23 protein-coding genes, 1 tRNA gene and 2 pseudogenes are annotated in these 23590 nt (G+C 64.5%); 17 read left to right on the top strand and 9 right to left on the bottom strand.

The features are described from left to right. The 12 genes and pseudogenes from RM192_RS16055 to RM192_RS16000 form a co-directional block, all read left to right on the top strand. Positions 1–361: pseudogene (locus RM192_RS16055) on the top strand (hypothetical protein); the annotation flags it as partial. Beyond that, on the top strand, positions 361–720 hold the full coding sequence (locus tag RM192_RS16050; protein WP_311508533.1) for a helix-turn-helix domain-containing protein: 360 nt from the start codon (positions 361–363) through the stop codon (positions 718–720). The pseudogene RM192_RS16055 and the gene RM192_RS16050, both read left to right, overlap by 1 nt. A gap of 46 nt (positions 721–766) precedes the next feature. Further along, a pseudogene (gene pheS, locus RM192_RS16045) lies at positions 767–1866 on the top strand (phenylalanine--tRNA ligase subunit alpha). After that, entirely contained in the window at positions 1863–4253 is a 2391-nt protein-coding gene (gene pheT, locus RM192_RS16040; protein ID WP_311506132.1) for a phenylalanine--tRNA ligase subunit beta, read from the top strand. Before pheS ends, pheT begins: the two are co-directional and overlap by 4 nt. A 2-nt stretch (positions 4254–4255) precedes the next feature. Continuing rightward, positions 4256–5149 carry an aldose 1-epimerase family protein gene (locus tag RM192_RS16035; protein WP_311506133.1) on the top strand — a complete coding sequence of 298 codons (894 nt, stop codon included), beginning with the start codon at positions 4256–4258 and terminating at the stop codon, positions 5147–5149. Between the two features lie 11 nt (positions 5150–5160). Further along, the gene (locus RM192_RS16030) at positions 5161–6693 is read left to right on the top strand and encodes a peptide chain release factor 3 (protein ID WP_311506134.1); all 1533 of its coding nucleotides are present in this window, start codon (positions 5161–5163) and stop codon (positions 6691–6693) included. A gap of 47 nt (positions 6694–6740) precedes the next feature. Continuing rightward, positions 6741–7613: an alpha/beta hydrolase gene (locus tag RM192_RS16025; RefSeq protein WP_311506135.1), complete on the top strand. Its 873-nt coding sequence runs from the start codon at positions 6741–6743 to the stop codon at positions 7611–7613. Between the two features lie 19 nt (positions 7614–7632). Then, positions 7633–8346 carry an endonuclease/exonuclease/phosphatase family protein gene (locus RM192_RS16020; protein ID WP_311506136.1) on the top strand — a complete coding sequence of 238 codons (714 nt, stop codon included), beginning with the start codon at positions 7633–7635 and terminating at the stop codon, positions 8344–8346. Between the two features lie 197 nt (positions 8347–8543). Next, complete coding sequence (locus RM192_RS16015; RefSeq protein ID WP_054107869.1) at positions 8544–8882, top strand: P-II family nitrogen regulator; 339 nt, start codon at positions 8544–8546, stop codon at positions 8880–8882. A 35-nt stretch (positions 8883–8917) separates the two neighbouring features. Then, on the top strand, positions 8918–10336 hold the full coding sequence (locus RM192_RS16010; protein ID WP_311506137.1) for an ammonium transporter: 1419 nt from the start codon (positions 8918–8920) through the stop codon (positions 10334–10336). Positions 10337–10522: 186 nt separating this feature from the next. Further along, the gene (locus tag RM192_RS16005; protein ID WP_311506138.1) at positions 10523–11623 is read left to right on the top strand and encodes a histidinol-phosphate transaminase; all 1101 of its coding nucleotides are present in this window, start codon (positions 10523–10525) and stop codon (positions 11621–11623) included. Next, complete coding sequence (locus RM192_RS16000; protein ID WP_311506139.1) at positions 11620–12546, top strand: prephenate/arogenate dehydrogenase family protein; 927 nt, start codon at positions 11620–11622, stop codon at positions 12544–12546. Before RM192_RS16005 ends, RM192_RS16000 begins: the two co-directional genes overlap by 4 nt. Before the next feature lie 3 nt (positions 12547–12549). On the opposite strand, the gene RM192_RS15995 is transcribed toward RM192_RS16000, so the two are convergent. The 7 genes from RM192_RS15995 to RM192_RS15965 form a co-directional block, all read right to left on the bottom strand. Beyond that, entirely contained in the window at positions 12550–12684 is a 135-nt protein-coding gene (locus RM192_RS15995) for a hypothetical protein (protein WP_311508532.1), read from the bottom strand. Next, positions 12684–13508, bottom strand: a complete 825-nt coding sequence (locus RM192_RS15990; RefSeq protein WP_311508655.1) for a divalent metal cation transporter — start codon at positions 13506–13508, stop codon at positions 12684–12686. Before RM192_RS15990 ends, RM192_RS15995 begins: the two co-directional genes overlap by 1 nt. 87 nt (positions 13509–13595) lie before the next feature. Further along, positions 13596–14468 (bottom strand): CoA ester lyase, encoded by an 873-nt coding sequence (locus tag RM192_RS15985; protein ID WP_311508534.1) that lies wholly within the window; start codon positions 14466–14468, stop codon positions 13596–13598. Continuing rightward, complete coding sequence (locus RM192_RS15980) at positions 14468–15739, bottom strand: MFS transporter (RefSeq protein WP_311505459.1); 1272 nt, start codon at positions 15737–15739, stop codon at positions 14468–14470. The genes RM192_RS15985 and RM192_RS15980 overlap by 1 nt, the downstream gene beginning before the upstream one ends. Continuing rightward, positions 15739–16179: a DUF2141 domain-containing protein gene (locus RM192_RS15975; RefSeq protein ID WP_311505458.1), complete on the bottom strand. Its 441-nt coding sequence runs from the start codon at positions 16177–16179 to the stop codon at positions 15739–15741. The genes RM192_RS15980 and RM192_RS15975 overlap by 1 nt, the downstream gene beginning before the upstream one ends. Beyond that, complete coding sequence (locus tag RM192_RS15970; RefSeq protein ID WP_311505457.1) at positions 16176–16886, bottom strand: sterol desaturase family protein; 711 nt, start codon at positions 16884–16886, stop codon at positions 16176–16178. Before RM192_RS15970 ends, RM192_RS15975 begins: the two co-directional genes overlap by 4 nt. Before the next feature lie 70 nt (positions 16887–16956). Next, positions 16957–18513 (bottom strand): DEAD/DEAH box helicase, encoded by a 1557-nt coding sequence (locus RM192_RS15965; protein ID WP_311505456.1) that lies wholly within the window; start codon positions 18511–18513, stop codon positions 16957–16959. A gap of 345 nt (positions 18514–18858) precedes the next feature. Between RM192_RS15965 and RM192_RS15960 the strand changes: the two genes are divergently transcribed. Beyond that, a complete protein-coding gene (locus RM192_RS15960) occupies positions 18859–19062 on the top strand; it encodes a DUF1289 domain-containing protein (protein WP_311505454.1) in 204 nt (67 codons plus the stop codon). Here RM192_RS15960 and RM192_RS15955 read toward each other — a convergent pair. After that, positions 19035–20381, bottom strand: a complete 1347-nt coding sequence (locus RM192_RS15955; RefSeq protein ID WP_311505453.1) for an alginate export family protein — start codon at positions 20379–20381, stop codon at positions 19035–19037. The genes RM192_RS15960 and RM192_RS15955 overlap by 28 nt on opposite strands. 304 nt (positions 20382–20685) lie before the next feature. On the opposite strand from RM192_RS15955, the gene RM192_RS15950 reads away from it, so the two are divergent. Together RM192_RS15950 and RM192_RS15945 are read left to right on the top strand one after the other, a co-directional pair. Continuing rightward, entirely contained in the window at positions 20686–21261 is a 576-nt protein-coding gene (locus RM192_RS15950; protein ID WP_311505452.1) for a TMEM165/GDT1 family protein, read from the top strand. A gap of 38 nt (positions 21262–21299) precedes the next feature. Then, positions 21300–21797, top strand: a complete 498-nt coding sequence (locus tag RM192_RS15945) for an MmcB family DNA repair protein (RefSeq protein WP_311505450.1) — start codon at positions 21300–21302, stop codon at positions 21795–21797. Here RM192_RS15945 and RM192_RS15940 read toward each other — a convergent pair. Then, positions 21794–22222, bottom strand: coding sequence for a hypothetical protein (locus tag RM192_RS15940; protein WP_311505449.1), 429 nt, complete (start codon positions 22220–22222; stop codon positions 21794–21796). The genes RM192_RS15945 and RM192_RS15940 overlap by 4 nt on opposite strands. 145 nt (positions 22223–22367) lie before the next feature. Between RM192_RS15940 and RM192_RS15935 the strand changes: the two genes are divergently transcribed. Together RM192_RS15935 and RM192_RS15930 are read left to right on the top strand one after the other, a co-directional pair. Continuing rightward, positions 22368–22444, top strand: a tRNA-Arg gene (locus RM192_RS15935). Positions 22445–22587: 143 nt separating this feature from the next. Further along, entirely contained in the window at positions 22588–23559 is a 972-nt protein-coding gene (locus tag RM192_RS15930; RefSeq protein WP_311505448.1) for a bile acid:sodium symporter family protein, read from the top strand. Positions 23560–23590: the final 31 nt, after the last annotated feature.

Here is a 23590-nt window from a genome sequence, read left to right as displayed (position 1 = left end):
TTATCCAGATTCCGAACTTCCGGGCAGCCCCACTTCGGCGTGTGTCGCTGCAAACTTTACCGGGCCGACCAGCACGACTCTGCGCTTTACCGTCGGCAGCGCGCGGATCTGGGGCGTGGGCTTCTTGCCGCTGGGCTGGGCGCGGTTTCTGAACGTTCAGGCCAACCGCTATGCCGACCGCATCTTTGCGGTGGATACCGAGCCGTTTCTTGAGAGTTTCGGCCGCTTGCATGCGGGGTCTTTGGCGAGACCGCGGATGAAGCTGCCGAATTGCAACGGATTACCGATTACTTTTCGCGTGCTCTCGATTCCAGCAGCGAGGGAGACGATCCGCGTATCGTTGCGGTCCATGCCGCACTGATGGACCCGGACGTTTCCAGCGTGAGCGAGATGGCCGAGGCGGCGCACTTGCCCGCGCACACGCTGGAGCGGATCTGCGCCCGGCACTTCGGATTTACGCCGCGCCTGTTGTTGCGCCGCCAGCGCTTCATGCGCAGTCTGGTGCAATATATGCTCGATCCATCGCTGCACTGGATCGGGGCGATGGACGGGCATTATCACGATCAGGCGCAATTCGTGCGCGACTTCCACCGGTTTATGGGCACCAGCCCGACCGAGTATGCCGCCAGCCCCAAACCCGTGCTGGAAGCGGTGATGCGCGCGCGGCAGGAATTCATGGGCAGCGCGGTGCAGGCGCTCGACGCACCGACACGCAGATAAGCAGCAGACTTTTCAACCGGGCCGTTTGCCGCTAGCGGCTTCGCGCATGGAACAGCTCGATCAACAGCAGGATGAGGCGCTCGCCGCCATTGCCGACGCGACCACACCCGAGGCCGTAGAGGCGATCCGCGTCGCGGCGCTAGGCAAGCAGGGATGGGTGAGCGCATTGCTCAAGTCTCTGGGCGGAATGACGCCAGAGGAGCGCACCAGCCAAGGTCCGAAAATTCAGGCCGTGCGCGAAGCGGTTACATCGGCCCTTGCGGCGCGCAAGGGCGCGCTGGAAGGTGCGGCGCTTGAAGCGCGGCTGGCGTCCGAGACGATCGACCTTTCGCTGCCCGCGCCGGAAATGCCGCGCGGTTCAGTCCACCCGGTGTCACAGGTGATGGACGAATTGGCCGAAATCTTCGCCGACATGGGCTTTGCCGTGGCGAGCGGGCCAGAGATCGAGGACGACTGGCACAACTTCACTGCGCTCAACATGCCGGAAACGCATCCGGCGCGCGCGATGCACGATACGTTCTATTTCCCGGACAAGGACGGCGAAGGGCGCTCGATGCTGCTGCGCACGCACACTTCGCCCGTGCAGATCCGCACGATGCTGAAAGAGGGCGCACCCTTGCGGATCATCGCGCCGGGCCGCGTGTACCGTTCGGATTCGGACGCGACGCATACGCCGATGTTCCACCAGATCGAAGGTCTGGTGATCGACAAGGGTATTCACCTCGGCCACCTGAAGTGGACGCTGGAGACCTTCCTGAAGGCGTTCTTCGAGCGCGAGGACATCGTCCTGCGTCTGCGCCCCAGCTACTTCCCGTTCACCGAGCCGTCAGTGGAAGTGGACGTCGGCTATACCTTGGTGAACGGCAAGCGCGTGGTGGGTGGTAGCGGCGATGCGGCGGACGGCGGGTGGATGGAAGTGCTGGGGTCGGGCATGGTCAACCGCAAGGTGATCGAGTTCGGCGGGCTTGATCCTGACGAATGGCAGGGCTTCGCCTTCGGCACCGGCGTCGACCGGCTCGCCATGCTGAAATACGGTCTCGATGATCTGCGCGCCTTCTTCGATGGCGATGCACGGTGGCTGGGCCACTACGGTTTCGGTGCGCTCGACGTGCCGACCCTTCCGGCGGTGTTGGAGTACGTTCGTGAAGTTCTCGCTCTCGTGGTTGCGCTCGGTCCTCGATACGAAGGCCGATGCGAAACTTATCGCCGAAAAGCTTACCTCGCTTGGGCTGGAAATCGAAGGTGTCGAAGATGCCTCGGCTGCGCTGACCAAGTTCCGCGTCGCTCGCGTGCTGAGCGCGGACAAGCATCCACAGGCGGACAAGCTGCAGGTGCTGTCGGTCGATCTGGGTGAGGCCGCGCCACTACAGGTGGTGTGTGGCGCGCCCAATGCGCGTGCCGGCCTTGTTGGCGTGCTGGGCGTGGCGGGCGCGGTGGTTCCGTCCAATGGCATGGTCTTGCGCAATTCGGCTATTCGCGGAGTCGAATCGAACGGCATGATGTGTTCGACCCGCGAGCTGTGCCTGGGCGAGGATCACGACGGGATCATCGAACTGCCAGCGGACGCGCCGGTCGGCACCAGCTTTGCCGACTACATTGGGTCGGACCCGGTGTTCGACGTGGCGATCACGCCTAATCGTCCGGATTGCATGGGCGTTTACGGTATCGCGCGCGATCTGGCGGCGGCGGGGCTTGGCGTGTTGAAGCCGATTGCGGCGGCGCCGGTAGCGGGAAGCTTTGCTTGCCCGGTCGAAGTGCGCACCGATGATGCCGAAGGTTGCCCGGCATTCTATGGCCGCGTCATTCGCGGGGTGAAGAACGGCCCTAGCCCGAAGTGGATGCAGGATTTCCTCAAGTCTGCAGGACAGCGGCCGATCTCCGCGCTGGTGGACGTCACCAACTTCGTGATGCTCGGCTATGGCCGCCCGGCGCATGCCTATGATCTTGCCAAGCTTTCCGGCGCGGTTGTGGCGCGCAAGGCTGCTGCTGGCGAGAAGGTCACGGCGCTCAACGGCAAGGAATATGCGCTTGAGCCGTGGATGACGGTGATTGCGGACGATGCGGGCGTGCACGACATTGCCGGCATCATGGGCGGCGAGCATTCGGGCTGCGACGACACGACGGCCGATGTGCTGCTGGAAGTGGCCTATTTCGATCCGGCCTCGATTGCGCGGACCGGACAGGCGCTGGCGCTGGCATCGGATGCGCGCGGACGGTTCGAGCGCGGGGTGGACCCGGCGTTCCTCGATACCGGCATGGACCTGCTGACTGCTCTGATCCTTGAGATTTGCGGCGGCGAGGCATCGGAAGTCGTGCGCGCGGGGCAGCCGCCTCTGGCGCGCAAGACCATTGCTTATGATCCGGCGCTGGCGGGACGGCTTGGCGGGGTCGATGTGGCGGGCGGGGAGCAGAAGCGCATTCTGGCCGCGCTCGGTTTCGCCGTGGCGGCCGACTGGACCGTAACCGTGCCGACATGGCGCCCGGACGTGGACGGCGCGCCCGACATCGTCGAGGAAGTGATCCGCGTACACGGACTGGATGCTGTGCCTTCGACGCCGCTTCCGCGCGCAGATGGCGTGGCCAAACCCACTGCAACGGCGGCGCAGATGCTCGAGCGCCGGGTGCGCCGTGCGGCTGCGGCGCGCGGACTGCACGAGGCGGTAACGTGGTCGTTCCTGCCCGAGGCGGAAGCCGCGCATTTCGCCGATGGTGAAGCGCTGTGGACGCTGGCCAATCCGATTTCTGAAGACCTCAAGACCATGCGGCCTTCGCTGCTGCCGGGGCTGCTGTCTGCGGTGAAGCGCAATCTGGATCGCGGAGCCGCTTCGGTGCGGTTGTTCGAGATCGGGCGGCGCTATCTGCGCGGTGCTGGTGGCGCGAGCGACGAGAAGCTGAGCCTCGCCGTGGTGCTGGCGGGCGAGAAGGTCGCGCGCGGCTGGGCCTCGGGCAAGGCAGCGGCATTCGATGCGTTCGATGCCAAGGCCGAGGCGCTGGCGCTGCTGGCCGAAGCAGGCGCTCCGGTCGATAACCTTCAGGTCATGGGCGAAGCAGGGGCGCAGTTCCATCCGGGGCAGTCGGCCACGCTTCGGCTGGGGCCGAAGACCGTGCTGGCGCGGTTCGGTGTGCTGCATCCGGCGACTGCGAAGGCGTTCGATATCGGCGCGCCGGTCGTGGTGCTGGAACTGTTCCTCGACCGGATTCCGGCAAAGAAGGGCGCGGGCGCCTTTGCCCGTCCGCACTTTGCACCGCCGCCGCTACAGGCCGTCACGCGCGACTTTGCGTTTCTCGTTTCGGCCGATGTGGCGGCGGGCGATCTGTTGCGCTCGGTCAAGGGGGCGGACAAGTCCAACATCGTCGCGGCCCGGGTGTTCGATGACTTCCGGGGCGCGGGCGTGCCCGAGGGGCAGAAGAGCCTGGCCATCGAAGTGACGCTGCAGCCGGTCGAGAAGTCCTATGACGAAGCCGCCTTGAAGGCGATTGCCGACAAGGTCGTTGCGGCAGCGGCCAAGCAGGGCGCAAGCTTGCGCGGATGAAAATGGGCGAATTCAGCGACGGACTGATCTCGATCAGCAGCGGGGGCCTGACTGCGCGGATCAATCCGCTCGGGGCTGAGTTGTGGTCGCTGACGGATTCGCAGGGTCGCGAGTACATGACCGATGCCGACCCGGCGTTCTGGGGCGGGCATGCGCCGCTGCTGTTTCCGATCGTGGGATCGTTGAGCGGTGACGTGTTGCGGCTGGACGGCGCGGCCTATCCCATGCCGCGTCACGGCTTTGCGCGCCGCAGCGTGTTTGCGCCGGTTCAGGTCGAAGCAGGGCAGGCGCGGTTCCGGCTGACCGATTCGCCCGATACGCGCGCGGTTTATCCGTTCGGGTTCGTTCTGGAAGTGACATTCCGGGTGGAGGGCATGACGCTGTTCACCGAGGCGAGCGTGACCAATCCGAACGCGGGCGTGCTGCCGTTCAGCTTCGGCTATCACCCAGCGTTTGCCTGGCCGCTTCCCGGCGGGGCGGACAAGGCGGCGCACAAGCTGGTTTTCGAGGCAGAAGAACCGCAGGACGTTCGCCGCGTAGCGCGCGATACCGGGCTGCTGCTCGATGCAGGCGAGCCGACGCCGGTCAGGGCGCGCGAACTCGAGCTGTCCGAAGACCTGTTCCGCGCCGATGCGATGATCTGGGACGATCTTGCCAGCCGCTCGCTTTCATATGGCGCGGATGACGGGGCCTGGCTCGACATCGCCTTTCCCGATACGCCATCGCTTGGCGTGTGGCAGGTACCGGGCGGGCGCTATATCTGCATCGAGCCATGGGCTGGCCATGCCGACCCCGAACACTTCGCCGGAGATTTCCGCGAAAAGCCAGGCGTGGTGCTGCTGGAACCCGGCGCAACGCGCAGCTTCCGCATGGACGTAAGCGTTCGTCCCGTTTAGGGGCCAACCCCATGTCCAATCGCCGCACCTTCGCCATCATTTCCCATCCCGACGCCGGTAAAACGACGCTGACCGAGAAGCTGCTGCTTCAGGGCGGCGCGATTCATCTTGCGGGCGAGGTCAAGGCGCGCGGGCAGGCGCGGCGTGCGCGGTCGGACTGGATGAAGATCGAGCAGCAGCGCGGGATTTCCGTGACGTCCTCGGTGATGACCTTCCAGAAGGACGGCATCGTCTTCAATCTGCTCGATACGCCGGGCCACGAGGACTTCTCCGAGGACACCTATCGCACGCTGACGGCAGTCGATTCGGCGATCATGGTGATCGACGCGGCCAAGGGCATCGAGCCGCAGACGCGCAAGCTGTTCGAGGTGTGCCGGTTGCGCTCGGTCCCGATCATCACGTTCGTCAACAAGGTGGACCGCGAGGGCCGCTCGGTGTTCGAAACGCTGGATGAAGTGGCTGACGCGCTGGCGCTCGACGTGGTTCCGATGTCGTGGCCGATCGGCATGGGCGGCATTTTCCAGGGCGTGATGAGCTTTGCCGACGAAACCATCGCGCGGCCCGAGGGCGACAGCCGCGAGTTTCTGGGCAAGATTGAATCTGCGCCCTATGCCTCTGGCGCCATTCCCGCGGATATTGCCGAGGAGATCGAGCTGGCACGGGCTGGCTATCCGGAGTTCGATCTGGAGGCCTATCGCAATGGCGACCTGACGCCGGTCTACTTCGGATCGGCACTCAAGAACTTCGGCGTGATCGACCTGATCGAGGCGATTGCCAGTTTCGCGCCACCGCCGCGCCCGCAATCGTCGAATCAGGGCACGATCGATCCCGAGCGCGCGGACGTGACCGGGTTCATCTTCAAGGTGCAGGCCAACATGGACCCGCAGCACCGTGACCGCATCGCCTTCATGCGCATGGTCTCGGGCACGTTCCGGCGCGGCATGAAGCTGACGCCTTCGGGCCTTGGCAAGCCGATTGCGGTCCATTCGCCGATCCTGTTCTTCGCGCAGGACCGCGAGATTGCCGATACGGCCGAGGCGGGCGATATCATCGGCATTCCCAACCACGGCACCTTGCGCGTGGGCGATACTCTGTCGGAACGCAACGACGTGCGTTTTACCGGGCTGCCCAACTTCGCGCCCGAAATCCTGCGGCGCGTTGCGCTCAAGGATCCGACCAAGACCAAGCAGCTGCGCAAGGCATTGGACGACCTTTCGGAAGAGGGCGTGATCCAGGTGTTTTACCCGGAGATCGGTTCACAATGGATCGTCGGCGTGGTCGGGCAGTTGCAGCTTGACGTGCTGATTTCTCGGCTGGAAGCGGAATACAAGGTCGAGGCCGTGCTGGAAGCATCGCCGTTCGATACCGCACGCTGGCTCAAAGGCAGCGATACGGCGCTGAAATCGTTCACGGATTTCAATATGTCCAACCTTGCCAAGGATCGAGACGGGGACCCGGTGTTCATGGCAAGATCGTCGTGGGACGTCAGCTACCAGCAGGAGCGCAATCCCGAGCTGGTCTTTTCGGCTACCAAAGAAAGGTAAGTCATACGGGGTTGAAACCGGCGGGCATCGGGCGCAGTTAGCCCTCCATGCAGTTGCTCGGTCCCACCTCGAACACGTTCATCTCGCAACGCCTGCGGCTCCATTATGTGGACTGGGGTAATACCGACAAGCCGCCGCTGTTGCTGGTGCACGGCGGGCGGGACCACTGCCGTTCGTGGGACTGGACTGCCGAGGCTCTGCGCGAAGACTGGCACGTCATCGCATTCGACCACCGGGGACATGGTGACAGCCAGTGGACATCGGACGGCAATTACCGGACGATGGATCTCGTCTATGACGTGGCCCAACTGATCCACCAGCTCGATCTGGCGCCGGTAACGATCGTTGCCCATTCGTGGGGCGCTAACACCAGCCTGCGCTATGCCGGCCTTTTCCCGGAAAACGTGCGCAAGATCGTGGCGATCGAGGGGCTGTTCCCGACGCCGGAGCGCGAGGCCTTGATCAAGGATGTGCCTTTCGCCCGGCGCGTTCGCGAATTCATTGGCGAAAAGCGGAAAGCCGCAGGCAGATTGCCGCGCCGTTATGCCAGCCTCGAAGATGCCTACGCCCGCATGAAGGGGGAGAACCCCTATCTGACTGACGGGCAGGCGCGGCACCTGACCATTCACGGTATCACGCGCAACGAGGACGGGACGTTCAGCTGGAAGTTCGACCCGCATCTCAATGTCGACGGCGCACCCTATGATATCAGCACTGATCAGCGTAACGATCTGTGGAAGGCGATCACTTGCCCGACGCTATTGCTCAACGGCGCGGATTCGTGGGCTGGCAATCCGGACAGGAACGGGCTGGCCGCGAATTTCCGCAACGCCGAAGTGGTCGAATTTGCCGACGCCGGGCACTGGCTGCACCATGACCAGTTCGAAAAGTTCGTCGCAACGCTGAAGGATTTCCTCTGAACGGCGTGAAGCTCCCTGCATGAAGCTCAAGGTCGCCAGCTACAACATCCACAAGGGCGTCGGGCTTGACCGGCGGCGCGATCCCGAGCGCATCCTGACCGTCTTGCGTGAGATCGATGCCGATGTGATTGCCTTGCAGGAGGCCGACCGTCGCTATGGTCTGCGCGAAGCGGTGATCCCGCGCGCGGCGCTTGACGATCACAGCCCTTGGGCTGCGGTCGAGCCGGGGCATTACGACAGTGCGCGCACGGCTTCGAGCATGGGCTGGCACGGCAATGCCCTGCTGGTGCGGCGTGGTATCGAGCTGATCGGGGCCTGCGCCGTGCCTTTGCCTACCATCGAGCCGCGCGGGGCAGTCTGCGTAAGCCTGCGGGTGGGCGGGCAGGTGGTGCGGGTGATCGGCATGCATCTTGACCTGTCGGGTCTGCGACGCCGTGCGCAAGTCGAGGCGGTCTGCGCGCATATCGCCGGTCACGACGAGCAGGGGCATGCGGTGATGATGGGCGATCTCAACGAATGGTCGGCGGCGGGTGGGGCGCTGGCCGCGTTTCGTGCGCCGTTGCGGGTTTTGACGCCGGGCCGCAGCTTTCCCTCGCGCCGTCCGCTGGCGCAACTTGACCGGATCGTGGTGAGCGAAGGGCTGCAAGTCGACGGCGTGGGTGTGCATCACAGCGCCTTGGCGGCGGTGGGATCAGATCATCTGCCAGTCTGGGCTAATCTGCGTCTGCCCTGAATCCGGGCACACCCCCTTGCCTAAAATTTAAGCAGAGCGCCAATCCTGCACAAGATTCGAGCGCTCATAACCACCAGATAGCCAGTTTTGTTCCCGTGAACGGCTGATTCCGTATGAATGCGGATTTGGCACGCCCTTTGCTTAACTCTTCAAGCCGGCAGTTCGTCCGGTGCGAAGGGTCGCGAAAGGGGGCATGAATGAAGTTCATCATCGCCATCATCAAGCCGTTCAAGCTCGACGAAGTGCGTGAAGCGCTGTCGGCTTTGGGCGTAGCTGGGATGACGGTGTCGGAGGTGAAGGGTTTTGGTCGGCAAAAAGGCCAGACCGAGATTTACCGCGGCGCTGAATATTCCACCAATATGCTTCCAAAGGTGAAGATCGAGATCGCCGCCAGCGACGACCTCGCGCCGCAGATCGTGGAAACGATCCAGCAGGCCGCCAGCACGGAAGCTATCGGTGACGGCAAGGTGTTCGTTCTCGACCTCGCGTCGGCAACCCGCATCCGCACCGGCGAAACCGGGGACACCGCGCTTTGAGCGGGCTTTCCATTTCCGACCTTAGGGGAACCAACATGATCCGTAAGATGATCGGTGGCTTGGTGGGAACGGGCGCTTCGCTCTTTGCCGCTACGGCTGCCATTGCACAGGAAGGGCCGATCAAGGCGCCTTCGGTTGAACAGATGGCCGGCATGGTCGACAAGGGCGATACGACCTGGATGCTTGTAAGCTCCGTGCTCGTCCTTCTGATGAGCGTTCCTGCTCTCGCACTTTTCTACGGCGGTCTTGTCCGCACCAAGAACATGCTCAGCGTGCTGATGCAGGTGTTCATGATCGTTTCGGTCGCAGCACTCGTCTGGGTGAGTTGGGGCTATTCGATGGCCTTCACCAGCGGTGGACCGTTCATCGGCGGGTTCTCGAAGGTCTTCCTGATGGGCGTGGATGCCACGACCTACGCGGCAACCTTCTCGAATAACGTCTACATTCCCGAATATGCTTTCGTCATCTTCCAGATGACCTTCGCCTGCATCACGCCGGCGCTTATCGTCGGCGCATTCGCGGAACGCGTGAAGTTCAGCGCCCTGATGGTGTTCACCGTCCTGTGGCTGACCTGCATCTACTTCCCGATGGCACACATGGTATGGTACTGGGCTGGTCCGGACTTCCTGGCTGATGCTCCGACCGATGCCGGTTACCTGTGGGCAATGGGCGCGCTCGATTTCGCCGGTGGCACTGTCGTTCACATCAACGCTGGTATCGCAGGCCTCGTCGGCTGCATCATGATCGGCAAGCGCATCGGCTTCGGCAAGGAAGCCACTCCGCCGCACTCGCTGACCATGACCATGATCGGCGCTTCGCTGCTGTGGGTGGGCTGGTTCGGCTTCAACGCTGGTTCCAACCTCGAAGCCAACGGCGTGACCGCTGTCGCCTTCATCAACACCTTCGTCGCCACCGCTGCCGCCGCCGTCTCCTGGGCGATCGTCGAACAGCTTCACCACGGCAAGCCTTCGATGCTGGGTGCTGCAACGGGTGCCGTCGCCGGTCTCGTTGCCATCACGCCGGCCTCGGGTCTCGGCGCGCCGATGACCTCGATTGTCCTTGGCTTCGTGGTTTCGCCGATCTGCTACTTCTTCGTCAGCACGGTGAAGAACAAGCTGAAGTACGACGATACGCTCGACGTGTTCGGCGTGCACTGCATCGGCGGCATCGTCGGCGCCATCGCCACGGGCATTGTTGCGGCTCCGTCGCTCGGTGGCCAAGGCGTGTTCGACTACACCGTGTTCCCTGCCGGCTTCGACGCAGACAGCTACAACATGGCCGGACAGGTCTGGACCCAGACCAAGGCTGTGATCATCACGCTGCTCTTCTCGGGTATCGGCTCAGCGATCCTCTTCTTCATCGTCGACAAGGTCATGGGCCTGCGTCCTACCGAAGAAGCCGAGCGTGAAGGCCTCGACATCTCCGAGCACGGAGAGCGCGCCTACAACTACTAAGTTTACCGAATTGGCGGAGTGGGGGAAACCAGATCCTCTCCCTCTCATCCCTCACTCCGCCAAACCATGTTCCTCCTGCGAACAGACTCAAGGCCGGAAGCGCTAGCCCGCTTCCGGCCCTTTTTTTGTTTGCGATCCGGGGTTCGCTTGCCGGAAACCGACGCAATCATTAAGGCGCGAGCCATTATGGCAAACGCTCCCAAGCCCAAGGACTGGATCCTCGGCATTCACGCATATGTCCCCGGCAAATCTGTCGGGGCCGATGGCAAGGTGCTGACCAAGCTTTCCGCCAACGAGAACCCTTTGGGTTCCAGCGCCGCTGCACTTGAGGCGCGCGGCCATGCGGGCGATCCTGCGCGCTATCCCGATCCAGACAGCGTGGAATTACGCCGGGCAATCGGTGAGGTCCACGGCATCGATCCCAGGCGGATCGTGATGGGCACGGGCTCTGACGAACTGCTCAATCTGGCGGCACAGGCCTATGCCGGGCCGGGCGATGAAGTGCTCTATGTGCGCTATGGCTTCTCGGTCTACGACATTGCCGCGCGGCGCTGCGGCGCGGTGCCGGTGGTGGCGCCCGACGCCGATTACGGCACCGACGTGGACGCGCTTCTAGCCTGTGTGACTGAGCGGACGCAGGTGGTATTCCTCGCCAATCCCAACAATCCCACCGGAAGCTGGCTGCCCCGTGCCGAAATCGCGCGGCTGCACGCCGGTTTGCGTCCCGACATCCTGCTGGTGCTCGACGGGGCCTATGCCGAATATCTCGATCCAGAGCATGACGACGGCGCGCTGGAACTGGCAGCCTCTGCGGCCAACGTGCTGGTCACGCGGACGTTGTCGAAGATCTACGGCCTTGCGGGCGAGCGCATCGGCTGGGGCACCGGCCACGCCGATGTGGTGGACATGCTCAACCGCATTCGCGGGCCTTTCAACGTATCACTGAGCGGACAGGCGACCGGGCTTGCCGCCGTGCGCGATCAGGCGTTCGTCGAGGCCTCGCGCCGCCACAATGCCGAGCAGCGCGCGCGGTTCGTCGAAAAGCTGGAGGCACTGGGCAACCATGGCGTGCGCCCGCTGCCGAGCCAGGCCAACTTCGTGCTGATCCTGTTCGAGGGCAAGCTGAGCGCGGAAGCAGTGTACCTTGGCCTGATGGATCACGGCTACATCACACGCTGGCTGCCGGGGCAGGGACTGCCGCAGGGCTTGCGCATCACCATCGGCACGGCGGCGCAGATGGACGAGATTGCAGATGCGATCCGCACTATGTGTGAGGCCGCAAAGTGAGCGAAGCAGCGTTCAGGCAGGTCACGATTGTTGGCCTCGGGCTTCTGGGCGGGTCGATCGGCCGTGCGGTGCAGGCGCATCTGCCGGGCGTGACGGTGGTTGGCTTCGATGCCGATGCCGCTGTGCGTGCAAAGGCGCGCGAACTGGGCCTTGCGCACACAGTGGCTGAAAAAGCGGCGGAGGCAGCGCAAGGGTCGGACCTTGTAATTCTGTGCGTGCCGGTCGGTGCGATGGGTGATGCCGCGCGCGCGCTTGCGCCGGGATTGTCGCAGGACGCCGTGATCAGCGATGTCGGCTCGTCCAAGGGATCGGTTGCGCGGGCGCTCGCCGAAGCGCTGCCGGGGCATCACGTAATCCCTGCACACCCGGTTGCAGGCACTGAGCGGAGCGGGCCAGAGGCGGGCTTTTCCTCGCTGTTCCACAACCGCTGGTGCATCGTCACTCCGCCGGCCGACGCCGACGCCGCCCAAGTGGCGCGGCTGGTGGCGTTCTGGGAGGCGCTGGGCGCGCGGGTCGAGACGATGGAGCCGGATCACCACGATCTCGTGCTTGCCGTCACCAGCCACCTGCCGCACCTCATCGCCTACACCATAGTCGGCACCGCCTCTGACCTTGAGGAGGTCACGCAGAGCGAGGTGATCAAGTATTCCGCAGGCGGCTTCCGCGATTTCACCCGCATTGCCGCATCAGATCCGACGATGTGGCGCGACGTATTCCTGTCAAACCGCGACGCCGTGTTGGAAATGCTCCAGCGCTTCACCGAAGACCTGACCGAATTGCAAAAGGCGATCCGCAAGGGCGACGGCGACACGCTGTTCGACCACTTCGCCCGCACCCGCGCCATCCGCCGGGGGATCATCGAAATGGGTCAGGACGACGCGCGACCAGACTTCGGCCGTTCGGACCATGGCGGCAGCAAGTAGCGCTCAGCCGAACAGGAACAGCAGCGCAATCCCCCACATCACGGCGGTGGAAAGCCAGCCGCCGAAGGCGAGTTTGCGCGAGATCGTCAGGTGGCCCATGGCGCGCGGGTTGCGCGCGATCAACATGGTGACGACCATCAGCGGCGGGGCAAGCAACCCGTTGACCACGGCGGCCCAATAGAGCGCGCGCATCGGGTCGAGCCCGGTGAAATTGAGCGCGACGCCGCCGAGCGGGCCAGCGCGATCACGCCATAGAACGCCTTGGCCTCGCGCGGCTTTCGGTCAAGGCCTTCGGGCCAGCGGAACGTCTCGGCCACGGCATAGGCCGCGGCGCCTGCCAGCACCGGCACGGCCAGCAGGCCCGTGCCGATGATGCCGATGGCGAAGAATGCGAAGGCGAGGTTGCCCGCGATCGGACGCAGCGCGTCGGCTGCCTGCGGCGAGGTGATTGTTGTCACGCCATGATGTAGTCGAGCGGTGCGGCGGAACGGCAGGAGGATGCCGCGATAGAGGATCGTGCGGCCGTGCTGGTTGACGAATTCCGCTTCGAAACCGATCGGCGCCTGATTGGCGATGATCTGCATATAATGATCGGTGATGCGCGAGAGCAGCGAGCGGCCCGGCACCTGGCTCAGCCGTGCAATCGAGCTTTCGGTGCCGCATTCCTCGGCCAGCTTTCCGCCGACGAAGGAGATCGCGGGGTCCTCGATGCCTTCGTCGAAGTGCAGCAGCACCGCGTTTTCGGCAAAATCGGGATAGACGCCATCGAGGAGCGTGGCGACCGGAGGGAAACTGTTCTGCCCGAGCAGGCCCGCCCAATAGTTGTAGGCGCGCACTTGCATGCGGCGCTCGTCCTGCCCGACCGGCGGCGGCGGATCGCTCGCCACCACGTCGTCCTCAAACCCCGAAAGGTCGAGTTCGGCATCGACATCGTTCCGGTCAAATCCGCGCAAGGTATCCATCAGGCTCACCAAGTCCCCTTCTTCGGAACCTGATCTGGCGCAACTTCGTAAAAATGTGCTTAAGTTGCGCCAGTGATGGTGCGCCGCCTATCCGCGAGCAGCGATGGCTGCTGCCTTGGCGAGCAGGCTCTGGGCTTGTGCAAGATGCAGTAATTCCACCATTTTTCCATTGAGACGAAGCGCGCCCCTGCCCGCATTGTCAGGGTCGGCGAAAGCCGCAACGATTGCTTCGGCTTCGGTGATATCTGCCTCGCTTGGCGCGAACACCCGGTTGCAGACCTCAAGTTGCGCGGGATGAATCAGCGTCTTGCCGTCGAATCCCGAATCGCGCGCCTGCACGCATTCGGCTTCGAGCCGCGCAGTATCGTCGATCGCGTTGCACACCCCGTCGAGGATGAGCAACCCATGCGCGCGCGCGGCGAGGACGGCCATGGTCAGCACCGGAAGGAACGCGCCCCGGCCCGGAAGCTGGGCAATGCCGCTGTCCTTGGCGAGATCGTTGAGACCGAGGACAAAGCCCGTGAGGCGGGTGGTGGCGGCACATGCAGCGATGCGCTCGAGCGCCAGAATGCTGCGCGGCGTTTCGATCATTACCCACAGCGCGACGTGCGGCGCGAAGCCTGCGGCGTCCATGCCTTCGGAAAGCGCAACGATATCGGCGGCATCATCGACCTTGGGCGCGAGAATCGCTTCGACCGGGGCAGGAGCCAGCGCCCTCAGATCATCATGTCCCCACGGCGTGGACAGACCGTTGATCCGGGCGATCAGGCGGCGGTGGCCGAAGCCTCCGGCCTTTGCCTCAGCTACCAGTGCGGCGCGGGCATCGGCCTTGGCCTCGGGCGCGACCGCGTCTTCGAGATCGAGCGCAACGCCGTCGCAATCCAGCGTGCGGGCCTTGGCCATCGCGCGGGCGTTGCTGGCGGGCATGTAAAGCAGCGAGCGCAAGGGGCGGTCATCAATCACGGTTTGCTCTCCGGTACGGCATCGAGGCGGCCTTCTTCGCGCGTCGGCATAGGCGCAAAAAAGTGCATGGCAAGTGAGGCCAGCAACCAGACGGCGGCGGCGTGGAGCGCGGTCTGCAGGCTGGCGAAGTCGGCCACGCTGCCCCACGCCCATGCACCCAGTGCCATACCGCCGAAGGTGACCGCCTGATAGATCGACAGGCAGCGGCCGAGGATGTCCTCGGGGCTGCGCAACTGCATGGCGACGTTGAGGCTGGTCATCGCGCTGGCCCAGCCCATTCCGCCGAAAAAGGCTGCGACGATCGCCATGGGCACGCCGGTGGCCGAAGCCATCAGCACTTGCGCGGCGGCAAAGATCAGCGTTGCAGCCGTCACCACAGCCTCGCTGCCGAGGCGGCGGCGGATCTTCGAGATCCACAGCGCGGTCACGATGGAGCCGATGCCAAATCCACCGAGCATCAACCCATAATCGAGTTCGCTACCCTTCAGCACATCGCGCGCAATGCTCGGCATCAGGGCCTGCAGGCCTGCCGCGCCGAAGCCGATGGCAAAGCCGCGTATCAGTACCTTGCGGATCGGGGATGAGCTTGCACAGAAGCGCAAGCCTCGCCCGATTGCGGCGAGCATTGGTTCGCGCGTCGGCGGCAGTGATTCGGGGCGCCAGCGAGAGAGCACCACAATCATGCCGAGATAGCTCAGCGCGTTGATGGCAAAAGCGAGGCTGGTGCTCCATAGCGAGATCAGGATGCCGCCAAGTGCGGGGCCGACACTGCGCGCAAGGTTGAAAGAGATGGCGTTGAGCGAGATCGCTTGCGGCAGGTCTGCGCGCCCCACTTGCAGTCGCACCGAGGCCTGCCATGCCGGGCCATTCAGCGCGGTGCCCATGCCCACCATCAAGGTCAGCGCCAGCAGCGACAGCGGCCCGATGCTTCCGGTGTAGGCCAGAGCGGCGAGTGCGGCGGAAACGACCAGCATGCCCGATTGCGCGGCAAGCATCACGCGGCGGCGGTCGTAATTGTCGGCGATGGCGCCCGCAAACATGCCCAGTAACAGGATCGGGATCGTGGCCGAGGCCTGCACCAGCGCAACCAGCACATGCGACGTGGTCAGCTCGGTCATCAGCCACGCCGCGCCGACCGATTGGATCATCGACCCGATGTTCGAGAACAGGTTTGCCGTCCAGATCGCGCGGAAGGCAGGGTAGCGGAACGGCGCAAGCGAACCGCCCGCTGGCTTGATTTCAGCAGGCGGAACCGGCGCGTCGGCCACTAGATGTAGCGAACCTTCATTGTCATGTGCACCGGTTTGCCGGCGCTCACGTCAAACGCTGCGGCATCGAATTTGGGCGGAGCCATCTTCACCGGCGCGTCGCGGGAAAAGCCGTAGCCCTCCTTTGGCAGGAACAGGGTCATGTCCATCTTCTTGTTGCCGTTCTCGTCATGCAGCACGGCAATGGCATAGCGTCCAGCGGGCACGTCGCGGATGACCAGCTGGCGGCCATCGCTGGCCTTGACCGATGCCGTGCGGCGGTCCGGATCGGCATCGCACGCCTTGGGGAACGCTTTGGGCTTCGCGGTCATGCAGGCATAGATCATGCCGGTGCTGTTGCGCATCCCGGTCAGATCGATGGTGACGGTCGTCGTGCCGGGTGCATTGCCGAGCAGGACTGACGGCGAAAGTGCGAGCAGCATCCGGAATGTGGGCTTCATGGTGCGGAAAGTCCCTTGTCGGTGCCGCAGAGCCGGTCCCAGAAGCGAAAATAGAGGCCGTAGTTGCAGCGGTAGAGTTCGTGGTGCCGGTTGTGATGGCTCGCGGTTATCAGCCATCCGCCCAACCGCGAATGAACGAGCGCGCGCGGAAACATCTCCCAACCCATGTGGTTGGTCACGCCCATCACGGTCATTATCAGCAGAACGAGCCCGAGCATCGCGATATGGATGGGAATGAAAAACACCAGCGCCGGGATCAGCAGCGATACGATTGCCGCTTCGACAGGATGAAAGTTCATCGCGGCCCACGCGGTTGGCGGGCGGCTGGCGTGGTGGATCGCGTGGACCGCGCGGAACACGGCAGGCCGGTGCATCCAGCGGTGCGTCCAGTAGAACCACGCATCGTGGATCACGAGATAGGCGAGCAGCGAGAGCGGCATCCACCACAGCGGAAAGGCGGCGGGGTCAGTGTAGATCTTCGTCCAGCCGCGCTGTTGCCAGCCCCAGGCGACGATCCCGGCGGGCACGCCGTAGATCGCGGCGGTGGCAAGGCTCCACGCGATTTCGGAGCGGATCTGCTTTTCCAGGCCCTTGTAGTGGCCGGGTCGCACCTTGTGCGTGGCCCATGCAAACAGCCCGCTTGTGGCCAGATAGCGCACTGCGACGATAAGGGTCATCGCAAGAGCAGAGGCAGCGGCGCTGTTCATCGCCGCGCTATGCCAAGGTTTGCAGGCGAGGGACAGCCCTGCCTTGGGGCAAAAGCCGTCCCTTCACCGATCAGACGACGCGGCGGACCTTGTTCTTGTGCGCGCCGACGCCGGGAGCGCCGCGCGGGCGGAACGTGCGCGGCTTGTTGTCGTCGCGCTCGCCACCGGGTGCACGAGCGGCGTCACCGGTCACCGGATTGCGGACCGGACCGCGCTCGCCATCGCGGCGATCGGGACGTTCGCTCACCTGATGCGGGCTGGCATCGCGCGGACGACCATCGCGGCCTTGCGCGCGGCCACCGTGGCTTGGGCCGCCGCGACCTTGTCCACCACGGCCCTGACCGCCGCGATCCTGACCGCCGCGACCATCACCGCTGCCGCCGCGCCCACCATTGCCGCGCTGGGCGCGGGCGTCGTGACGAGCGTCGCGTTCCTGCTCTTCCGGCTTGCGGCTGGGAGCGGGAAGCTTGGCGGCCTCGGCCATGAAGTTCTCGGGCAGCGGCATGGTGTCGACCTTCAGGCGGGTCAGACGCTCGATGTCCTTGAGGTAGGGCTTTTCGTCCGGCGCGCAGAAGCTCATCGCAATGCCGTCAGCGCCGGCACGCGCGGTGCGACCGATGCGGTGGACGTATTGTTCAGGCACGTTGGGCAGTTCGAAGTTGAACACGTGGCTCACGCCCGAAACGTCGATGCCGCGCGCGGCGATGTCGGTTGCGACCAGTACCGGGCACGAACCTTGGCGGAACGCTTCAAGCGCAGCCGTGCGCTGGGCCTGGCTCTTGTTGCCGTGAATGGCGCGCGCTTCGATCCCGGCCGAGGTCAGGTGGCGGACGACGCGGTCGGCGCCGTGCTTGGTGCGGGTGAACACCAGTGCCCGGTCGAGTTCCTTGGACGCCAGCAGGTTGCGGATGCGCAGCGTCAGCAGCGCCTGCTTTTCGGCCTGATTGACGAAAGTGACGTACTGCTCGACGCGCTCGGCGGTGGTCGAGTTGGGAGCAACTTCGACGCGCACCGGGTTGACGATGAACTGCTTGCCGAGGTCTTCAATGGCCTTGGGCATCGTCGCCGAGAAGAACAGGCTCTGGCGCGTCTTGGGCAGCAGGTTGGCCACGCGCTTGAGCGCATGGATGAAGCCGAGGTCCATCATCTGGTCGGCTTCGTCGAGCACGAAGATTTCGGTGCGGCTGAGCGTCAGCGCGCGCTGGTCGATCAGGTCGAGCAGGCGGCCCGGCGTGGCGACAAGGATGTCGATGCCTGGAACCAGACGGCGCGCCTGCTTGCCGACGGGAACGCCGCCGAACACGCAAGCCACCGAAATGCGCAGGTACTTGGCGTAACCTTCGATGTTGTCGGCAATCTGGGCGGCCAGTTCGCGCGTCGGCGAAAGGATCAGCATACGGCACGAGGCGGGCTTGCGCTCGATCGGATTGGCGGCAAGGCGGTGCAGCGAAGGCAGCGCGAACGCGGCGGTCTTGCCGGTGCCGGTCTGCGCGATGCCGAGCAGGTCGCGGCCTTCGAGCAGGGCGGGGATCGCCTGCTGCTGGATTGGCGTCGGGTCCGAATAGCCCTTGGCTTCGAGCGCGCGCAGAATGGGTTCGGCAAGGCCGAGATCAGAGAAAAATGACATGAGGATGCTTTCATAGGCACGTCTGGCGAAGGCCGACATGCGGGTTTGGTTCGCTGTGCGCACCAACCTGGAATCAGGAGACGCGCGGGGTCGATCGTGCGACCCATGCGTGAAAGGGGAAGCGGGCGGGGCAAAGAACCGTTCGTCCGGGGCAGGATTTGCGCACTGAATGCCAAATCTCACGCCAGCACCCGGATTGCAGCGCCATCAACCCGTAAGTTGCTCCGCCGCCGGTCTTGCTGCGGCGCACATAGGCTCGAGGCTCGATAAACGCAAGGAATTTCGCGGGAAGGCGGCTTGCCTGCCTCGCAGGCGGGGGTAAGAGGGCGCACGCGCAGTCATGGTGTGAGCCGCAATGGAGTGGATGAGATCGAGCCGACAAGTCCCTGCAACCGCATCTGCACGATCGATTCGGCGAGCGCGATCTGTCTGGGCTGTGCGCGCACGCTCGATGAAATTGCGGCTTGGCCGAGTGCCAGCACGGCGCAAAAGCACGCTATCCTTGCGCGCGTCGCGCAGCGTCAAAGCGTCAGCAGCAGATCCACATAGCCATAGCGTGCATTGCCGGTGGCAGGCGCATTTGGCGCATCGCGCAGCAAGCCGCGCTTGATCAGGACGGCCCCGCCGGTGTCGATCTGCAGCCGTCCGGGCACGATCCAGTGGCGCAGCCGTGCCTCGACCTGATGCCCCGCCAGTCGGCCCGAAGCCCCGCTCGCATCGCGGACCCCAGTGGACCCAAAGCTGTCGCGCGGGTTCTGCGCCCAGGCGCTGCGCAAGGCTATGAACGCGTCGGTGCGCTTCGACGGAGCAACTTCGAGGCGCAACGAGGGCGAAACGATATTCGCCCGGCTGAACGGGCCGTAAAGGCCATTCGGCCCGAATTCGAACCGGCGCGCGCCATAGAGAGTATCGAAGCGGCTGAATTTGCCCGCCTTGCCGCCATCGCCGCTCGCGGCATCGAACATGGCGACAAGTCGCGGTTTCCACGGGCCCGCGATGGTTCGGCCCAGTTCTGCATGGACGAACCATGCCGAGACGTCGAGATCGGCGGTGTCGATACTGGCTGTCGTCCTCCGAATCTTGCCGAACTGATAGGCAGCTTCGGCGTCGTGGTCCCATTTGCCCGCGGCAGGCGCGCGGAACAGGCGTGCGCCGACCGTGCCAAGGCGGCGGTTGCGGGTGAGACGGTCCGGGCTGTCGCGTTCAACCAGGCCATAGGCATAGGGCTGGACTACACCGCCCAGCAACCGGGGCAGGGTCGCCTGCGCGCCGAAGAACATCAGGTCGGTGCTTTCCTGATCCCATGCGACGCGGTCGGCGCGAATGCCGGCGGCGTCCTCGGGCAGGCGGATGTGCGGCATCGTCCAGAGCAAGTCGATCTTCTGCCCGCCGCTTGCGGTCCAGCCGAGATGGGCACCGGTAAAGGCGTTGGTGGTGCTGCGAAAGCGCTGGCGCGAAACCAGCCTGCGCCCGCCAAGGTCGAGCGTGAAGCGCCCGAGCGTGAGCAGGCCGTGCCCGCCGCTGCGCTTGCCGCCCAGTTCGACTTTCACGTTCGCCTGGACAAGTTCGAGCGCGTTGATCTCGTTCGCGTTTGCCGACGAGGCCTTGTCCTGCCCCCATGCCCGCGCGTCGATCACCTCGGCTGCAAAGCGCACCCGTCCGGCGTCGTACTCGGCCTCGACCGCCGTGCGCAGCGAGATCATCGTGTCGTCCGCTGCGGCATTCGGGCGAAACTGGCCTGCGATCGATTCGGTGCGAAGGCGTGCCGAGGCGGCGATGGTGAACGGACCGGGCGCAGGCTCTGCGGCTTTGGCGGCGTTCGCCGTCATACCCATGGCGAAAGCCGCAACGGCAGCGCGCGTGATCAACTCTTTCGCCTCCCTCGCGCTCCCGTCGTCGGGTGACGCACGCGGGCTTGCCTAGCCCGCACTTGCAGCATTGGCCATACCTGTCTAACGCGGGGCCACGTCACTTGGGGAGTAGCCACCGCTCGGCAGCGGTCCCATCCATCTAACGATGGCGCGTCAACATACTTGGCCGAGAGGCCATGGCGCAGGAGGCGGGGTTCGTAACCCGCCGGGTGAGACCAATGACGGCAGCTTTTCGTCCGGGCCGGGCGGGAGGGCTTGCCGTCGTTGGCCTGTTTCCCGTCCGGCCCCGGAAAATATGCCCATGCTCGAAGCCCTGACCACCTCCACGGCCATCGTCGCGCTCGCTGAAATCGGCGACAAGACGCAGCTGCTTGCCATCGTGCTGGCGACGCGATTCAAGAAGCCGCTGCCGATCGTCCTGGGCATCTTCGCCGCAACGGTTGCCAACCACTTCCTCGCCGCCCTTCTGGGCGCGACTGCCGCGTCCTTCCTCGACGGCATGTGGTTCCGTTTTGCCGTCGCGGTCGGCTTTGTCGCCATGGGCCTGTGGACGCTGGTGCCCGACAAACTCGACGATGATGATGCACCCAAGCCCTCGCGCTACGGCCCGTTCCTGACCACGCTCGTCGCGTTCTTCATCGTCGAGATGGGCGACAAGACCCAGATTGCCACGATTGCCCTTGGCGCGCGGTTCCACGATACGGTTGCGGTCACCATGGGCACCACGCTGGGCATGATGATCGCCAACGTGCCTGCCGTTTTCCTCGGGCAGGAACTGATCAAACGGGTGCCGCTCGACGTCGTCCGCATGATTGCCGCCGCGTTGCTGGTGGCGACAGGCGTCTGGCTGTTCATCCAGACGCTGGGCATCTGGTAAGGCTTTACCTGTTCGGTATTTGTTCTTATCCAGGTGGGATGAGCGAATCAGCACAAGCCGTGATCGAAGCCGCCGTTGAACGGGAGTCCCGCGCCGTCGCGCGCGGGATCTGCCGCTTGTTCGCGCGCAACGATATCTGGTGTCTGCCTGAAATGCCGCTGCGGTCGAACCGCCGGGCCGATCTGATGGGGATCGATGCCAAGGGTCAGGTCGTGATCGTGGAAATCAAGGTCAGCCGCGCCGACCTTCTGGGCGATGGCAAGTGGACCGATTATCTCGATCATTGCGACCGGTTCTACTGGGGCCTCGCCCCGCATCTTGACCGCGCTGTGCTGGAAACCGAGGATTTCCTGCCCCATGCCTGCGGGGTGATCGTGGCCGATGGTTATGACGCCGAAATCCTGCGCCCCGCACCGACGATTCCTCTGGCTGCGGCGCGGCGCAAGGCCGAGGTAGAGCGGCTAGCCCGCGCATCATTGCGGCGACAACTGGTGGGAATCGATCCGCACTGCGCTACCTGGGGCAATGGGGCTTAAGCGCGGCGCTTGATGCCCAGCGGAGGGATCAGCGCCAGCAGTGATGCGCGCGCCGTGACGAACTCTTGCCAAAGCGCAAGCGCAGCGGGCACCGGCGATTGCCCACGCGCCGAAACGGCGAGTAACGCCGCAATGCCCGGCTCCATGAACGCCGTCAGATCATCAACGCCCTGCTTGGCCAGGTCATAGCGCCAGCCGCCGGTATCGCGCATGATTGCAGGGAAATTGCGCACTTCGGGTTTGCGCATCTCGGGCTGCAGGCCTGCCAGCTGGCAAACCACGTTCGCCGCGTCCTGCAGCGCAGACCACGTCATCGACAACGCATTGCCCGAGGCATGGCCAAACTCCGCACGGCCTGCACCGGGTTTGGTCGAGGGCGGCGGCATGAGCGGCGAATCGCGGCCAGCAGAAAGAGGCGGTTGCATGAGTCGATTCTCTAGCCGCAAGCCGCCTACCAAATTGCTAAGCGACCCGTCAGCGGGACGCAGGCCGAAGGATTGCGCCCGCACAGGACCCCACAAAATCGCTGGCAAGGCCGCACCGGCGCTGCTAGGTGCCTCTCCGGCTCAGGCACCCGTAGCTCAGCTGGATAGAGTACTGCCCTCCGAAGGCAGGGGTCACAGGTTCGAATCCTGTCGGGTGCACCAGCTTTCTCACAAGACTTGAAACTGGCAGGTCGCCAAAGCGTCACGGCACACTTGGCAGCGCGCGGGATTCCGGCGATGAGCCGTGCGATGATGTCGCTGCTCTCCTGTCGCTCCGCCCGCACCCGCTCATCGGGAGGTCCAGCATGATAAGGCGCGTGTTCCGTCTGCTTGATCCCTTTGTGCTGGCGTTGATCGGCACTGTCATACTGGCAAGCCTGCTGCCCGCGCGCGGGGCATGGGTGCCGGTGGTGGACCGGGTGGCCGATGCCGGGATCGTGCTGCTGTTCTTCCTCCATGGGGCCAAGCTTTCGCGTGAAGCGATTGTCGCCGGCGCGCGCAACTGGCGGCTGCATCTGGCAACGCTGGCGGTAACCTTTGCGCTGTTTCCGCTGCTGGGCGCAGGGTTCGGCGCGATCCCGTTCCTGCCGCCGGAGTTTGCGGCGGGCCTGCTCTTCCTGACGCTGCTGCCTTCGACGGTGCAATCCTCGATCGCGTTCACCGCGATTGCGCGCGGCAATGTCGCGGCGGCGGTCTGCGCCGCGTCCTTCTCCAATCTCCTCGGCATTTTTCTGACGCCCGCGCTGGTCGCATTGCTGATGGGCGGATCGACCGGCGGCTTTTCATGGACCTCGGCCGAGACGATCGTGCTGCAACTGTTGCTGCCATTCGTCACCGGACATCTGCTGCGGCCATGGATCGGCGGCTTCGTGACACGCAACAAGGCGTGGCTGGGGCGCGTGGACCGGAGCACGATACTGCTGGTGGTCTATTCGGCGTTCGGCGCCGCCGTGGTTGAAGGTCTGTGGCAGCGCATCGCGCCCGGCAGCTTGCTGGTGCTGGCGGCGCTGTGCCTCGTCTTGCTGGCGATCATCATGGGCCTGACTTGGGCGCTGGGCCGCATGATGGGCCTATCGCGTGAGGACGCGGTGGTCCTGCTGTTCTGCGGCTCGAAAAAGAGCCTTGCGTCGGGGGTGCCGATGGCAGGCGTGCTGTTCCCGGCGGCGCAAGTGGGCATCATACTGTTGCCGGTGATGGTGTTCCACCAACTGCAGCTTATCGCCTGCGCGCTCATCGCGCCGAAGCTGGCTGGTCGGGCGGAAGAAGCTGACGAATAGCGCCACTGATAAGGTTCCCCGAAGGGAAGCA

The organism is Novosphingobium sp. MMS21-SN21R, from assembly GCF_031846015.1.
Lineage (GTDB): Bacteria > Pseudomonadota > Alphaproteobacteria > Sphingomonadales > Sphingomonadaceae > Novosphingobium.
This window is presented reverse-complemented; position numbering and strand designations above follow the sequence as displayed.